The following is a 15,961-nucleotide window of genomic DNA, read 5'->3' on the forward strand; positions in this document are numbered from 1 at the left end:
TCTATGGAAATGCGTCACAACCAACTTTTGTCCCGGTGCCTGTCAATCGATCTTGAGGTCGATCCTTCCAGGGCAAAGATCTTTGGTATAGCGGCCGTGCGCGGTGATGAACGGCCGGTGCTGAAGTCGATGGAAGGGATTTCCGAAGAGTTCCTCGATCAGCTCGAAGCGCAGGTCGGTGATGTGGCGCATCCGATTGGTCATAACTTCCTGAAGCACGACCTCGAACATCTGATCGCGAAACGGCCCCGTCTTGGCCAGATCATACAGGCGCCAATCGATACCCTGTGGCTGAACCCGCTGGCCTTCCCGCGGAACCCATACCACCACCTCGTGAAGCACTATCATGACGGGCGCCTCGCCACCGGGCATGTAAACGATCCCGAACTGGACGCGCGCCTTGTGTTCGAGGTGCTCGCCAATCAGCTGGATGCTTTTGCAAAATTGGCTGAGGCCGCGCCCGAGGCGCTGGCTGCCTACCATTATCTGACCACGCGCATGGAACGCGCCGGCGGCTTTGACTCCGTGTTTTCTTATCTGCGCGGCAAGAGTTGTCCAAGCTATGACGAGGCTGCTGCCGCGATCACGCAGTTGCTCGTCGGGCGAGCTTGCGGATTGCGTGTCGAACAGACGCTGCGACGCCTGAGCAGCCCTCAGAACGGATGGCCGATGGCCTATGCCCTCTCGTGGATTACGGTGGCAGGCGGCGACTCCGTCATGCCTCCCTGGGTGAGGGCGCAGTTCCGCGAGGCATCTCTGATCGTCAGGCATCTGCGGGACACCTCTTGTAAGGATCCGGCCTGCACCTGGTGCGCCGAGCAGAACGACCCGGTGCGCGCCTTGGAAAGGTGGTTCGGGTTCCCCAGTTTTCGCCCCAAACCGGTCGACCCGGAGGGACGCCCGCTGCAGGAACGCATCGTCGACGAGGCCATGTCTGGCAACAGCCTACTGGGGATCTTGCCGACAGGGACGGGCAAGTCGCTGTGCTACCAGGTGCCGGCGCTGTCACGGTTCGACAAGATCGGTGCGCTGACGGTGGTGATTTCTCCCCTGGTCGCTTTGATGGCGGATCAGGTGCAGGGGATGGAGCGTGCCGGTATCTCCTGCTCGGTCACGATCAATGGCATGATGTCCATGCCGGAACGTCAGGATGCGCTCGACAAGGTCCGGATGGGCGACGCCGGGATCCTCATCATCTCTCCTGAGCAGCTTCGCAGCCCCTCGATCCGCAGCGTGCTGGCGCAGCGCGAAGTGGGGCTTTGGGCGATTGACGAGGCGCACTGCGTGTCGAAGTGGGGGCATGATTTCCGGCCGGACTATCGCTACCTCGGCCGCTTCATCAGGGAGTTCTCGGGGGATCAACCACCCGCGCCTGTGCTCTGCCTCACCGCGACCGCAAAGCCCGAGGTGGTTGCGGATATCATCGAACACTTCCAGTCCAAGGCCGGGGTCGATCTGTTGCCGCTTGACGGGGGTGCCTCGCGGACAAACCTGGCGTTTGAAGTGCGACCCACGAACAAGGCGTCCAAATTGTCGGACGTGATGAACGTCCTCGACGCACTGCTTCCCGCCGAAGGGCGCTCTGGGGCGGTGATCTATTGTTCTTCGCGCAAGGAAACCGAGCGGGTGGCCGAGTTCCTGAAGTCTCAGGGGGTGGATGCGGCGCATTTCCATGCCGGGATGAGCGCGGACGACAAGCAGGTCGTGCAGGAACAGTTCCGGGTGGGCGAGCTGCGCGTGATCGCCGCGACCAATGCCTTCGGGATGGGGATTGACAAGCCCGACATCCGCTTGGTCGTCCACGCCGATATCCCGGGGTCTTTGGAAAACTACCTCCAGGAGGCCGGGCGCGCCGGACGGGACCGGGAGGACGCCCATTGCGTTCTGTTGTTCGCGGCTGACGATGTGGAACGGCAGTTCCGGCTGACGGCCAGTTCGCGCCTCGCCCGGCATGAAATCGGGGCAATCCTAAAGGCGCTGCGCCGGATCGACGAGCGGACGAAAAAGACCGGTAAGGTCGTTGCGACTTCTGGTGAGATCGTCCGGTCCGAGAAAGACCAGGAGTTCGAGCGCGACAGCGCCACGGACGACACCCGCGTCAAGACTGCCGTGTCCTGGCTGGAGGAAGCGCATCTTGTGTCGCGGGAAGAAAACCGGGTTCAGGTGTTCCCGTCCTCCCTGCGGGTTCGGTCTGTGGAAGAGGCGAAGCAGCGGTTGGCCGGGGCAGACCTGACGCTAGCGCATCGCAACCAACTTCTGGCCATCGTGGCGCATCTGGTCTCGGCTCCGGCTGACGAAGGCGTGTCGACCGATGAGCTTTGCGGTGTGGCGGGGTTATCACCTGGTGCGCTGCCAAAGGCCATGTCGACGCTGGAAACGCTGGGCATCGCGCGCAACGACGTTGCGATGACGGTTTTTGTCCACGTTGGTGTTGCCAGTTCCTCAGCACAGAGACTGGCTCAGGCTTCGGCGCTGGAGGGCGATCTTATCGCACTGATGCAGGAGCTGGCGCCGGACATAGATGACCGAACCCCGGTTCCGCTGAACCTTTCTGAAACCTGTCAGCGCTTGCGCGACAAGGACCATCCGGATGTCAGGCCCGATGCGGTCGACAGGCTGTTGCGAGGTATTGCCCACGATGGTCGAAACCAAGACGGCGGTCGCGGGAACATCTCTCTGCGTAGGGTCAGTCGCAACACGCTTATGGTCACTCTGGTGCGGCCCTGGAAAACTGTTCGGGCAACGGCAAACTTGCGGTGGCAAGCGGCCGAACTGCTCCTGACCTATCTGACAGGCCGGTTCGACAAGGGTGTGCGGGGCAAGGATCTCCAGGTCGAGACGACAGTCGGCGATTTGCTGGCGCGGCTGAATCAGGATGCCTTTCTGAAGACCAGTGGCATTGGTGACATGACCAAGCTCATGGAGCGGGCGCTTATGTGGCTGCATGAGCAGGGCGTGGTGACGCTCGGAAAGGGGCTTACGGTGTTCCGCTCAGCCATGACGGTCTATCTCGATCCGGCAGGGGGGCAGTTCACTCAGGCGCATTTCGCGCCGCTGGAAGACCACTACGGCGAGCAGACACTCCAAACCCATGTCATGGCGACCTATGCCGAAACCGGGCTGCGGGCGATGAGCGATGCGTCACGCCTGTCGGAGGACTACTTCCTGCTCAACAAGGAGCAGTTCATGAAACGGTGGATGCCTGGCATGGGCCGCGAGGTCCGACGGCAGACTACCAGCGCCTCCTGGGAGGCGATCGTCGAGAAGCTGGGCAACAAGGTCCAGCAGGAAATCGTAACGGATGACCGGGACCGGACGAATGTTCTGGTCTTGGCGGGCCCGGGGTCAGGCAAGACGCGGGTGCTGGTCCATCGGATCGCCTATCTGCTGCGTATGAAACGCGAGGACCCGCGAGGCATTCTGGTTCTCGCCTACAACCGGCACGCAGCGGCCGAAATCCGCGTGCGGCTGCGGTCTCTGGTCGGTGACGATGCCATTGGCGTTACTGTCTCTACCTGTCATGCGCTGGCGATGAAGCTTGTCGGGGCCAGTTTTGTGGGCCAGCGGGCCGAGACCGAAGATTTTGATGGCATCGTAATGGAGGCGGTGCGCCAGCTCGAGGGCGAAGGGCTGTCGAAATCCGAAGCCGAAGCGCAGCGCGAGACCCTGATACAGGGCTATCGCTGGATCCTCGTGGACGAGTATCAGGACATCGGGCCGGAAGAGTATCAGCTTATCTCGGCAGTCGCTGGCAGATCTCTCGAGGATGCCGACCTGAAGCTCAGCCTGTTCGCCGTCGGGGACGACGATCAGAACATCTACGCCTTCAATGGCGCCTCCGTCGGGTTCATCCGGCAGTTCGAAGAAGACTACAAGGCACGGCCGGCGTTCCTGGTCGAGAACTATCGTTCCACCAACCACATCATTGCGGCGGCCAATGCGGTGATTTCGGCGGCGCCGGATCGGATGAAGGTTGATCATGAGATCAGGATCAACGCAGATCGCAGGCATGATCCCGGGGGGGGCGTCCTCGCAAAGGTCGATGGAGTTGGACAGGGCCGGGTTCAACTTCTGAGTGTCCCCTCCGGCGATGTGCCCCAGGCGATCGCTGCCGTCGACGAGATGGTGCGATTGTCGAAACAGGATCCGGAGTGGTCTTGGGCCCGTACTGCCATCATCTCTCGTGACTGGAAGAGGCTTGGCGCTGTCCGGACTTATGCTGAAGAGCAAGGTATCAAGGTCGAAATGGCCAATCAGGACCTGCCAAACATCTGGCGACTGCGCGAGACGCAGGCGCTCGTGGCAAGTCTGCGTCGGCGACAGGGAGAGCTGCTGGGCGTTGCCGACATCATCGACCTCCTCAACGAGCAGTCGAGCAACAAGTGGGTCGACCTGTTGGCAGAAGGCATCGCCGAGCTGGCGAAAGAGCTGAAGACAAAGACCATGCCAGTGCCCGATATCGTCGAATGGCTGGCCGAATGGTCCCGTGAGACACGGGGCGAGCAGCGCGGGCTGCTCCTGCTGACAGCGCACCGGGCCAAGGGGCTTGAGTTCGATCATGTGGCTATTCTGGATGGCAGTTGGGACCGGGCATCGAAGAACGAAGACCGTGATGCTCCGCGCCGACTTTTCTACGTCGCGATGACGCGTGCCCAAAAGGGCCTGATTGTTATGGCTTGGGGTGAGCATGCGTTCCTGAAACCCGGCACTCCTTTCGTCGTTAAGAGACAGGTCATGCCGCATTTCCCGGTCGGAGGACTACCTGCGAGGGTCTACAATCTCCCGAACCTCAAGCATTCCGACCTGTCATTTGCCGGTCGCCAGGGAGATCGGCACGAGGCTCACCGTGCAATCCACGAATGCAGGGTGGGTGACCCGCTTCACCTGGAGTACCGAGCCCCCAACTGGGAGTTGCTGGACCGGCATGGCCGCCTCGTAGGACGCATGTCGAAGTCATGGGAGCATCCGCCGGGGCAGGTCCTGCTTTCGGGGGCGGTTGGAGCTGTGGTGCAGTGGCGCAAGTCGGATGGTCACGAGCAATATGCGCACTACGCGCGTCGAGATGCTTGGGAGACCGTCCTTCCCGAGCTGGTTTTTGCCCCTCCGGGCCAATTACCCTCTGCCGCAACGTTGCCCGACACCGCTATCGAGAGTGTCGTCGCTCAGGCCAATCCGGCAGGCTGCACGGAGATCCGTGGCGGACCGCTCGCGAAAGCCGTCACGCCGGATGATGCGGATGCGCTCGCTGAGCTTGCGCAGCGCATTTCCAACGAAAGCCGGTCGTGGGGCGAATTTATCGACAGCTTCAAAGAACGGGGTTTTGAAGTGGCGCCCAAGGGTGGCGGCCTCGTGCTCAAGGACGGGACCGATGGGCGCGAGCTTTGCAAGATGTCTGCATTGGGCCTCAGCTACAAGGAGATGGTGCAGGGCTTCGAGGAAGGGTTTCCCGGACATCCGTCTCCCTCCATGGCGGACTACGCTTTAGGAAAGAAGAGCGCAGGTGCGCCGAAGCTACAAAGGCGCAGCAAGCCTTCGGACGAAGAAGATGACTTCGATATCATAGATGAATGAAATTGCCAGCGCGCTCAGGCCTGTCTTGCCGGCCTGCTGCGCCAGTGTCGTCTCCTTGGGCAGCATCAGGACGCAGACGAGAAGAGCGATCGACAGGGCGGCGTAACTTCAGAGCATCACGGCTCCTTTCAGTCGTCCAGCAAGTCGAGAATATCGTCAATCACGGCAAGTTGCATGCGCACCAGCTCCGGTTCGGGCGGTGGTGGCACCGGCTCCAGCTTCGCCGCCACCTTTCCCGGCAGCGCGACGATGTGGCCAAGGTCGCCGGAGATGTCAGGCGCTCCCTGGTCGCTCCAACCGGCTTCGCCGAGCCAGGTTGGCGCTCGTCCACCTGCTGCGCCGTCCGGATCGCGTCGGGTTGATCCGACCATTGCGAGAACGCCGTGCTTCATCGCCCGCGGCAAATACTTGCCCTGCGGCACTCTGTTCCGCGCGCCGCACCGGGGGCAGCGGACGACCTTCCCCGGCATCACGTTCATCCTGAAAGACGGTGTCCGGCATTGCCGCGCCTGCCCCAGTCATCGCGCGTTACCGCGCGTGACACTGGTGTCATGCCCTGTTCCCAGATCTCACTGTCTCCAGCAGACGTTAGCGACCGCAAATGCCTTTGGCGACATCGCGGCGCTCCGCGGTGGAGCGAGCGGTGGTGCGCCTGGAGGCCAACGCGCCAATGTTTTGCAAGCCTAGTGGGCACACGCGCCTGCCTGTTCAAGCGGCGACGCAAAATATATTTCTGGGACTCTAGGCGGCTTTTGACATGGAGGTGAAGCTATGGGGAGTTGCTGACGAAACTTCCCTATCACCCAAGGGTTGGCAAATCTGCCCTGATAGGGAAACTCATGCCCGATCTCGACAAGAGGCCGCAAGCCAGCAGGTGCAGTCTTTTCAGAATCGTGGCGCAGGGGCCACGCTTTGCTGGTGCCCTGGGTTTTCTGACCAGGAGAAATCTTGTCGAGAAGTGGATGGGGTTTCTATGTTTGGGTCATGACACAGCAACGCATCCATATCTCGCCTCGGCTCATACGGTTCATATGACGTGAACCCGCCCAACCGCTTCCCGTGCGGTTGGCTCCGAGACTTGAGAATGGAGAGCGTATCGATGGCTGTAGAACTCATCCCGAAAATGCCGGCGCAGGATTTTGCAGTCCTTTCGTATGGAAACACCGCTCGAAAATTTCTCAGTTTTTCTCTGAAAACGGACGCAATCAGCGGGGTGATCACCATGGTTTTGCTGCGGAGTATCCCGTGTGAAGGCTCCGTTTCAGCCCGTTTCTCTTTGCGAAAACGTCAGCGGGAGTCGCAAGACCTCGGTGATCTACGGGGTGGGGAGAGCGGATCCGCACAAGATGACGTGCCTGCGGAAAAAGAGAAAAGATCCGCAGGTTTCTTTTTCGCAATCTGAAGGGTGATGCCTGACACTAACCAATTGTCAGGAAAAGAAAAAGCCTTTTGGGAGCCAAAATCGGTGGCTACCAAATATCCATCGCCACAACACAGGAGGCACTGACAATGTAGCAGGGAAACGAAACAGCGATCTGCGCCAACAGACCGCTCTCTCATTTGGAAGACCAAAGTCCACCTCTTTCATTCAGAAACCTATCACCCAATCGGGGCGGTTTCAAGGACTCGGATGCTTCCAGAACATGACGACCTTCTTTTCTGCGACGCATTTGTCGCCACGGGAAAGGTCTGCCCGCAGCCAACCGCAATGTAGCCCGAGTGGGCTCGTGCCGGGGCAGATCCATGGGGTCGCACGCTTTCCGACCGACCGGGGAGTGCAACCTGATTTGGAGATAGAAGACCATGTCCTACCATTTTCGCGATGTTCATCATCATCTTGATGCACTCCCTGATGAGCTTACCGGCATCGTCTTGCCGACACCCTCCCAAGCGGTCCGCGATGTTCCCGCCGCATCTTCCGCACACTGCACGGCACACTCGGTGCTCGGCGATGGGGTGGGTGTTCGGATGCAGCACGAGAGCCACCTGGAAATCGACAGTTCCTACATTCTGAACTCCGTCCGGAATGTCGCCAGCATGCAGGAGCAGGTGATCTTTCACTTTGGGTGGGATCGGAAAAAACAGAAGACGCACATCTTCGACGTGATTGTGACTCTCGTGTCCGGGGAACGCATTGCCTTCGCAGTCAAACCGGAAGTCCGCCTCTATTCGTCGAAGAAGGAAAGCTTCGAGGAGCACATGCAGGCCGTCACCTGGTGGGCCTACGAGACGGGTTTCGTGGATGAAGTGCGTATCCTCACCGAAGTCGATCTGGATCCGGTCGACCTGTACAACGCGAAGGTCATGGCTGCAGTGCGTGCCGTGGACATCGACGCCCACGATGCCGCTCAACACGCTCTCAGCAGTTTGCCGGCCGGCGGTGGCTTGAGCTTGCGCGAGCTTACTTCGGCCGTGGGTCTGGGCGCACGGGGGTATCGGGCGCTGATCCGTCTGCTTCGGACAGGTGAAGCACGACTTCAGGCGAAAGAACGGATTTCGCCGGACGCTGTGATCGTCAATGCCCGGGATGAGAAGTTGATCCAGCATCTGCCGGATCGCCCTGTGCTCGTCGCGGAACCGCAACCGGCTCTGACGGTCGTCTAGGCCTAACCGAAACATTCAAGTTTGCCACCCGTGCGCAATGCCGCGCGCGGGAACAGCACCCCCTTGCCCAATCACGGGCGCCAACCTTGCCTAAACAGGAGACTTCCCATGTCCATGCACGAAAAATCCTTCCTCACCTTCAGCCTCGACAAAGATCATGTGTACTGTATGCATGGCGAGAGCTGGGGGTACGCCTACCAGACGAATGGTACGGCCACCTTCTATGCCATTGATGATCCGCACAAGAAGGCCACCTATGACCTCGGCACGCTCAACCGGCTGAACGCCAGCGGGGAGATCGAAGTGCGCCCCTATGCGCAGCTGCCGGAACATCTGCGCCCCGCTCAGGCCAATACGGTTGATGACGTGTTCATGGCCGGCCTCAGCCTTACGAAGCGCAAGCGTGCCAATCAGCGTGAAGCCATGGTCAAATCCTACTTCGAGCTGAAGGAACGGAAAGTCTTCAAGGTCAATGATTACGAGATCAATCATGCAATGTCGCAAATCCGCGATGGCGCTGAGGCCTATCTGGAAGAAACGCTTCCTGATCCTGAGCACAGCCTGAAGGTGGCCAGGTACGAACGTGGCGAAGGGCCGAAACCCCGCTCCAAAAGCTCTGTCGTGCTCCCTGACAAGGTCGCCGCCAGCACTCTGCGCAAATGGGCGGCTGCCTACAAACGAGGCGGGAAGAAGGCCCTGATCGACAACCAGGACAAGCGCGGCAACACCAACAGCTACTTCACGATCGAAGAAATGGCCCTGCTCGCCGAGGTGGTGAACAAGGAGTACATGTCCCGCCAGCGCAAGAGCAACGCAACTGTGCTGGCCGATGTGAAGCTCGCCTTCAAGGAGGAGAATGCACGCCGCGACAAGGAGGGGGAGGTCAAGCTTCGCACCCCGGGACGCGACGCGGTGAGTAATTTTATCAAATGCCTCGACAAATTTCACGTGATGGTCGCACGGCATGGCCAGCAGGAGGCCATGAAAAAGATGCGTCCGGTCAACAAGGGGGTTGAGGTTCTCCGTCCGTTCGAGCGCGTCGAGATGGACGAGTGGAAGATCGATCTTCTGACGATCCTGAGCAAGAGCAAGCTGCTCCTGATGTTCACGCCGGAAGAGCGGGTGGCAATGGGCTTGGACGGAACCTTGAAGCGCTGGTGGATGGTTGGAGCGATCGACTGCCGGACCAACTGTCTGGTGGGCTTGGCGCTGACGCCGAACCCCAAGACCAGCAGCGCCCTTAAATGTCTGCGTATGGTTGTCAGTGACAAGGGGCAGTTCGCCGACAAAATGGGTGCGCTGTCGCCCTGGTCGATGTTCGGAACGCCGGAAACGCTCTATGTCGACAATGGCGGGGCGTGCAAGTCTCTGCTGTTCACCAATGCCTGCACGGATCTCGGCGTTGCAAAAGTCCAGACCATCGCCGGCCAGCCTTCGATGCGGGGCAAGATCGAACGGGTGTTCGGCACGCTGGCGACGACTTTGCTGCCCCGTCTGTCGGGCCGTACCTTTGGCAGCGTGGTGGAGCGCGGTACTCACCCTTCCGAGAAACTTGCCTGCCATGCCCTGGAAGACCTGATCTATGCCCTCGTGCGCTGGGTTGTCGATGTTTATCACAACACGCCGCAGGAGTCCTTGGCGCTGCGGACGCCGCTGGAGCAGTGGGAGAAGGACCTCGAGGATGGCAACTATCCCCTGATGTCTGCCCCGACCATGCGGCGCAAACGTCTCGCGTTCGGATTGCCCCTGCAGCGCGAGCTGCAAAAAGATGGCATCCGCATCCTGAACGTCCGCTACCAGACCGGCGACTTGGCGGCCAAGTATCTGAAGCGTGGCAAGCATCCGGTGAATGTGCGGTGGTTCGAGGAAGATATCGGGACCGTTGAGGTCGAGCTTGATGGTACCTGGTACGCTGTTCCAGCAGTCTGTGACGCTTTCCAAGGGGTCGATGCCTCGACCTGGGTGGCCACGCGCCGCGCACTCCGCTCCCGCGATCAGAAGCGGGTGGAGTGGGAAGAGGATGTGATCGCCTAGACCATTGCCGATATCGAAGCCCTGAACGCCGAGCGTAAAGCCGCCCGCCGCATCATTGACCATGGTTGGAATGAGAAACGTTTCAAGGCTGTCGAGCAGGAAGCCATGGCAAGCTTTGATGTTGTGTCTCCCCGCGAGAAACAGGTTTCGGCTTCGGATGGCCTGGGCCGGACCGTGACGCCGGTGGTGCAGACCAAGCCCAGCTCCGTGAAGGATACGGCCGGAGATTCCGCTGCGCAGGAAGCGCCTGCCGATACCTGGAAGATGCGTGATTGATCCCCAAGGCACCGTGAAACAGGAGAAAAACCATGACTCTTTCGAACAAAGAAATCGCCGCCGTGATGAAATCTCTGCGGGCTGCCCATATCGAGACCGATCGTGACAAGGCCTTCGAGAAGCAGCTGAGTCGCAAGTTCACCCGTGATGAGGACGGAGAACTCACGCATCTTCCTGTCCGCTGCACCGGTGGGACGGAAACCGAGGGGATCGCCTTTATCGAGGGGTCCGGAGGAGGGAAAACCACGGCTATCGTTGAAGTCCTGAAGAACTTTGCACCCTTGGCCCACAATCCCCAGACTGGCGCACCGCGCTATGTCCACTTGAAGGTGGCGGTCCCTGCGACCTTGCGCAGTCTCGGCGTCGACATCCTGAAGAAGATGGGTGTCGACAAGGTCAGCGATCGGACGCGTGTCTACGACGTGTGGGATATGGTGCGTCATCGCCTGAAGGTCATTGGGGCAACGCTGCTCTGGATCGACGAAGCGCATGACATGTTCAAATCCGCCTCGGGCGCCGAGACAGAAAACATGTTCAAGATGTTGAAAGGGCTGATGCAGGGCGAGCACCCTGTCGTTCTTGTGCTGAGTGGAACTGAACGGCTTGGGTCGATCACAGGAATCGACCCGCAGGTAAATCGCCGGTTCACCAAAGTTCGACCAGCCCCTCTGGCGTTTGGCGTGGACAACGCGCGGATCAAGGGCCTGGTCGGGGCGTATGCCGCGAAGGCCGGGCTGGATGTTGCGATTGATGACGATACCATCAACCGGCTTATCCATGGCAGCCGGTATCGGTTCGGGCGCAGTGTCGTCTGTATCATCGAAGCCATTGAGTGCGCGCTCTACGACGGCGCCTCGACTCTGGAGGTGCATCATTTCGAGGATGCCTGGGGCGTTCGTGAGGGATGCGCGATCGAGGTCAACGTCTTCGCCGCGGCTGACTGGATGGGCATCGAACTGGAGGATGAAGGCGAGGAAGTCAGTCAGAGCCCCACAGTCCACAAGAAGGTCAACCGGAAGAAGGTGGCCTAATCATGACTTTGTTGCCCAAGCTCGAGGCACGCCCCGGGGAAAGCATGACCTCATATTTGAACCGTGTGGCGCGGTTTCACGGCAATGTACCCTTGACCAAGTTTCTGGACATGATCGAGCTGCCCCGGCACGAAATTCTTGCGCCGGGGCCCAAGACCATTGAGCGAGTGTCCCGCCTGACTGGGGCGCAAGTCTGGCGGCTGGAGCGCATGACCTTTCTGCACAACGGGCAGCGGAGGCGCAGTATTGGTGGCCAACTTGTCCAGGCCGAATTCGTTGATACGGGTGCCCGTCGGTTTTGCCCAAGATGCCTTCTTGAGGATTTGACTCCAGGTAGCCCCTCCGACGGAATGCCAGTCGGGCGCATCGTATGGCAAATCAAGGCAACCCAAGTTTGTCATCGGCACAATCTGGTTCTGAAGAGGCGGTCCATTAATGCCTACCCGGACCGCTTCAAGAATCTGCCAGAGTTCATTGACAGTGAGGCCGAGTTGGATCGATTGGCTGCTTCAGCCGAGACTTGTGAAATTTCATCTCTCCAAGACTATATGATGAAACGGATCGCCGGTTTGAAGGGTCCGGATTGGCTTGACGATCAACCGCTAGACGTTGCCGTCAGGGCTTGCGAACTCCTGGGCATGCTCTTGATCGGGCAGCCAGGGGCCGATCTGGAAAAGCTCGCGCCAAATCAACGTATTGCTGTGCAGGTTGAGGGCTACGAGTACGCAAAGGCTGGTTCAGCGGGCCTGCTCAAGGCCTTTCAGGTGATCTATGATCAGCATGTGGAATCTGGAAGGATTGGAGGTGTGCCGAAAGCGTTCGGCAGCCTGTATCAGTGGCCGTACCTCAGTAAGCCAAACAAGGATCCCAATAGCTTCCGAAGCTTGCTTCGGAAATTTATTCTGGAGCATTTCGCGGTCTCGGAGGGTGTCATTGTGCTGGGAGAACCCGTGGATCGTCAGCGTATGCATACGACCCATTCTCTGGCGGGCAAGGCCAGAGTCCAAGTGGAAGCCTTGCGGATTGCTTTGGTCAATGCGGGGCTCATTGCGGATGTAAAGGGAAGAAGCCTGCACTATCAGGTTTTCGATGCGCGGGCGGGGGAAACCGTAGCGGAAAGGATGCGAACTTCGATTTCAACCAAAAGACTGGAAACATTTCTGAACTGCACCCGGGGGCAGGCGGAGCAGTTGACGCGGTCCGGCACGATCCCGAGATTGGTACCGGTGGGCGAGGCCTGCAGTGGGGTCCTGACGAACGTGGCGCGAGAGGACGCAGAGGCGTTTCTGGCCAAGTTGATGGAAAATGCGGTCAAGGTCCCGAGGCCTTCGAAGGGCTACCTGGACATTGCGGGCGCTGCGGAGGCCTTGCACCGGCCAGCTCTCGATATCGTCGTCGCTATTCTTGATGGCGTCTTGGAGCGAGTTGAGGCGTGCCAACCGCGCCGTAAGTTTAAAAGCTTGCACGTCCACCCGGAAGATGTTCGTCGCGCCATGTCGTACAATCCGCCGGCTGGGTTCATGACTGTCGACCAGGCTTCTGGCAAGTTGGGGCTTCCGCCCGAAAGCATCTACGCACTTTCGGCGCTTGGTGATGCAGATTGGAAGCCCTTCTTCTCAGAGCATTTCTTCAGCAATTCGGGCAGTGCCCAACAGCGTATGATTGCGGCCGAAGAGGTGGCCGAGTTTTCGACGCGATACATCACTTTGAAAGAGTATTCTGAGATGATGGGGATTGGCTCGAGGAGTGCCAGCATGAAGCTGACGATCGAGGGCATCTTACCCATTGCGCCGCGGGAGACCGTGCTTCGTGCGATCTACGTCCGGCAGGAGGTTCTTGAGCTCGTAGATTCGTAGGTCCGGGCCCCAAGAAACTGTTGATACTGAGATGAAGCCGCCCGATTGGGCGGTTTTTTGTTGGAACTAGCGAACTATTTTTGGCAGTTTTATACCCACCCGACTGGCGCTTTTACCTGCAGGGCTGCTTAGAAAGTTCAATGAAATCAATGGCCAATTTTGTGGAGTGTCTCTCAATTGGCCGTATTTTCAGTGATGTGCCACGCGACATGACCTGAGCGTCTCAAAAGGTTATTTTGGCTGAGATGGTGAGAAAGCGGCCCCGGAGCAATCCGGGGCCGATTGCGTATGTGGTGGGGACTGGTGAACGGCGGTCCGTTTCACCCCCGATGTTATCGGTGAATGTCGTATCGCCCCCTTTCGTGACATTGCTGCGCAATGCGCTGCCGGGCAGTGAATGAACCGTCCATCGCTGATACGGCCTCTCTTCATCCTCTGTCTCCCCGGCTGGAGAACAGGCCAAGCTCAAATCGCGGACCTTTCAGGGGTGCAGGTCATGCGGTATGTGTGTTTACATTCCCAAGCTGATAAAAATCCCAACCGCGAACGCTGAATCCTTATGAAAATCACTGGCGTATCGAAATTTCTGGATGAGTTCGCCTCGCGGGTATCCGCTCTTCCAGCGCCTTATCCGCGTTTTGTTGTCTTTGTTTCTGCGACGGATGGGGACAGCCGGGCGCGGGTCAGAACAATCACGGCTTCATCGCTGGATGAATTGCGCGAAGCGCTGCAGGAAAAAGGCCCTTTGCAGATGCTTGGCGCGCGTCATCTGCGCCTGGACTGGGCGACCTCGGTACAGGCGGTATCCTTTGCTACCTACAAGGCCGCGATGCAGAAGGTGAAACGCAACTACAGCCGCAAGGGGCTGTCACTGGATGCGGATTTCCAGCATGCGATCACCGAAGGTGAACTGAACGGCAGCGCCCTGCTTTATCAGGGCGCGCAGGTCCCGCATTGCGAAATCAACCTCAACAACTTCGGGATCTACTGGAAAAGGCGGTTTGGCAAAACGTTTGAAGTTCCCAAAGATACGGACACCGTCCATCTCTTCTCAACTGACGGGATGTTTCGGGACCGCGACAGCGGCGAAATTGTCAGCCTCGAACCGTCCGGGCCGAATGGCGGCCGGCGCATTTTCGACATCATGCAGCCTGCCAATCTCGATTTTCTGATAGATGAAAGCGCCGGATATCTTGCCGCTCAGGTGAACGAAAACGGCATGTTCCATTATGGCAGGCATCCCTGCTTTGACCGTCCGATCAACCACTACAACACCCTGCGTCATGCCAGCAGCACCTATGCGCTGTGTGAAGCCTATGAGTTGACGCAGAGAGATGATCTTCGCGCGGCCATTGACCGGTCTTTAAGGCAGATCGCGAAAAACCTTGTCAAATACAGCAAGGGGCCGGACGGCGCTTCCGCCTTTCTGATGGACACGGGCAGGGAAGTAAAACTTGGCGGCAACGCCGTTGCCATTCTGGCGTGCTGCAAGTTTTTCGAAGTGACAGGCGACAGAACCGTTCTTGAGCTGGCGCGTCGGCTGGGCAACGGCATTTTGTCGATGCAACGGGCGGACGGTAGCTTTTGCCACGTATTGGATGCGGACACCCTGACTCCGAAAGAGGACTTTCGCACGGTCTATTATGACGGAGAAGCCGCATTCGGGCTGATGCGGCTTTACGGTGCCACGGGCGATCAGCGCTGGCTGGATGCGACCCGGCGTGCCGTCGATTATTTCATCGACAAGGATTACTGGCAGTACAACGATCACTGGCTGGCCTATTGCGTCAACGAATTGTCGCGTCATTACACCGACCCGAAGTACATCGCTTTCGGTATCCGCAATGTCCGGGACTACCTGCCCTTTATCCGCGAGCGGATCACCACCTTTCCGACCCTGCTGGAACTGTGTTGTGCCACCCGGCTGCTGCTGCAAAGAGCGCTGCAGGACGCATCATTGGCCCCGGTCATCGACGCGCTGGATCTCCATGCGTTTCGCGAAGCGATGGAACATCGGGCGCAATATCTGACCAATGGGTTCTTTTTTCCCGAAGTTGCGATGTATTTCCGAAATCCGGCTTCTGTCACCGGAAGCTTTTTCATTCGTCATCACGGCTTTCGGGTGCGTATCGACGATGTCGAACATTATCTGTCCGGGTTGATCGCATATCGGTCCTATCTGAAAGAGCGGGACGGTTTTATCGCCCTATGCGATCAGCAAAAGCAAAGGCAGCTCGGAAAACCGACATAGGGGCGCTGAACGTCTTCGGGGACCGCCATAAAGTTCCAACCCTGTGTGCGGGGCAAATGCGCTCTCCCATCGCGACAGCCGGCTGAAATGCAAACAAGCCCCACATGGAATGCGGGGCTTCAGATTGCTGACAAACCCGGAAACGGCTGCCGCCGGAGGTAAATCGTTCTTCTGCGCTTTGCGTTCCGTTTTCGAACGAAGGGCCGCGCCCGAGCCTGGGAGGGCGCATTGAGACGCGCATTCGGAGCGCCTCCCTTACAAATATCAATGTTGTCAGTGTGATACGAGAAGTCACCAAAAGCGCCCTCCCGGGGGGAGGGTCGGGCGCGGCCCGGGCT

The 15,961-nt window shown here is 59.0% G+C and carries 9 protein-coding genes; 8 read left to right on the plus strand and 1 reads right to left on the minus strand.

Features of this window, described 5'->3' with window-relative positions:
• The first annotated feature begins 3 nt into the window (after positions 1–3).
• Positions 4–5,571, plus strand: a complete 5,568-nt coding sequence (locus tag O4H53_RS22345; RefSeq protein ID WP_269367279.1) for a RecQ family ATP-dependent DNA helicase — start codon at positions 4–6, stop codon at positions 5,569–5,571.
• Between the two features lie 128 nt (positions 5,572–5,699).
• Here O4H53_RS22345 and O4H53_RS22350 read toward each other — a convergent pair whose 3' ends face one another.
• Positions 5,700–5,963: a hypothetical protein gene (locus tag O4H53_RS22350; RefSeq protein ID WP_269367280.1), complete on the minus strand. Its 264-nt coding sequence runs from the start codon at positions 5,961–5,963 to the stop codon at positions 5,700–5,702.
• A gap of 707 nt (positions 5,964–6,670) precedes the next feature.
• Here O4H53_RS22350 and O4H53_RS22355 point away from each other — a divergent pair.
• From O4H53_RS22355 to O4H53_RS22385, 7 genes are all read left to right on the plus strand, one after another.
• Positions 6,671–6,973, plus strand: coding sequence for a hypothetical protein (locus O4H53_RS22355; RefSeq protein WP_269367281.1), 303 nt, complete (start codon positions 6,671–6,673; stop codon positions 6,971–6,973).
• Between the two features lie 401 nt (positions 6,974–7,374).
• Positions 7,375–8,175: a hypothetical protein gene (locus O4H53_RS22360; RefSeq protein ID WP_269367282.1), complete on the plus strand. Its 801-nt coding sequence runs from the start codon at positions 7,375–7,377 to the stop codon at positions 8,173–8,175.
• Positions 8,176–8,283: 108 nt separating this feature from the next.
• Positions 8,284–10,209 carry a Mu transposase C-terminal domain-containing protein gene (locus tag O4H53_RS22365; RefSeq protein ID WP_269367283.1) on the plus strand — a complete coding sequence of 642 codons (1,926 nt, stop codon included), beginning with the start codon at positions 8,284–8,286 and terminating at the stop codon, positions 10,207–10,209.
• Between the two features lie 105 nt (positions 10,210–10,314).
• A complete protein-coding gene (locus O4H53_RS22370; RefSeq protein WP_269367284.1) occupies positions 10,315–10,485 on the plus strand; it encodes a hypothetical protein in 171 nt (56 codons plus the stop codon).
• Between the two features lie 32 nt (positions 10,486–10,517).
• Positions 10,518–11,516 carry a TniB family NTP-binding protein gene (locus O4H53_RS22375; protein WP_269367285.1) on the plus strand — a complete coding sequence of 333 codons (999 nt, stop codon included), beginning with the start codon at positions 10,518–10,520 and terminating at the stop codon, positions 11,514–11,516.
• Positions 11,517–11,518: 2 nt separating this feature from the next.
• Entirely contained in the window at positions 11,519–13,372 is a 1,854-nt protein-coding gene (locus tag O4H53_RS22380) for a TniQ family protein (RefSeq protein WP_269367286.1), read from the plus strand.
• A 559-nt stretch (positions 13,373–13,931) separates the two neighbouring features.
• Entirely contained in the window at positions 13,932–15,623 is a 1,692-nt protein-coding gene (locus O4H53_RS22385) for a hypothetical protein (protein WP_269367287.1), read from the plus strand.
• The last annotated feature ends 338 nt before the right edge of the window (positions 15,624–15,961 follow it).

It is taken from the genome of Sulfitobacter sp. G21635-S1 (genome assembly GCF_027213915.1).
Taxonomy (GTDB): Bacteria; Pseudomonadota; Alphaproteobacteria; order Rhodobacterales; family Rhodobacteraceae; genus Sulfitobacter.

What these genes read in the sequence shown, in the direction of transcription:
- O4H53_RS22345 (WP_269367279.1), top strand. Translation starts at nt 4, where the DNA reads ATGGAAATGCGTCACAACCAACTTTTGTCCCGGTGCCTGTCAATCGAT.
- O4H53_RS22350 (WP_269367280.1), bottom strand. Translation starts at nt 5,963, where the DNA reads ATGAAGCACGGCGTTCTCGCAATGGTCGGATCAACCCGACGCGATCCG.
- O4H53_RS22355 (WP_269367281.1), top strand. Translation starts at nt 6,671, where the DNA reads ATGGCTGTAGAACTCATCCCGAAAATGCCGGCGCAGGATTTTGCAGTC.
- O4H53_RS22360 (WP_269367282.1), top strand. Translation starts at nt 7,375, where the DNA reads ATGTCCTACCATTTTCGCGATGTTCATCATCATCTTGATGCACTCCCT.
- O4H53_RS22365 (WP_269367283.1), top strand. Translation starts at nt 8,284, where the DNA reads ATGTCCATGCACGAAAAATCCTTCCTCACCTTCAGCCTCGACAAAGAT.
- O4H53_RS22370 (WP_269367284.1), top strand. Translation starts at nt 10,315, where the DNA reads ATGGCAAGCTTTGATGTTGTGTCTCCCCGCGAGAAACAGGTTTCGGCT.
- O4H53_RS22375 (WP_269367285.1), top strand. Translation starts at nt 10,518, where the DNA reads ATGACTCTTTCGAACAAAGAAATCGCCGCCGTGATGAAATCTCTGCGG.
- O4H53_RS22380 (WP_269367286.1), top strand. Translation starts at nt 11,519, where the DNA reads ATGACTTTGTTGCCCAAGCTCGAGGCACGCCCCGGGGAAAGCATGACC.
- O4H53_RS22385 (WP_269367287.1), top strand. Translation starts at nt 13,932, where the DNA reads ATGAAAATCACTGGCGTATCGAAATTTCTGGATGAGTTCGCCTCGCGG.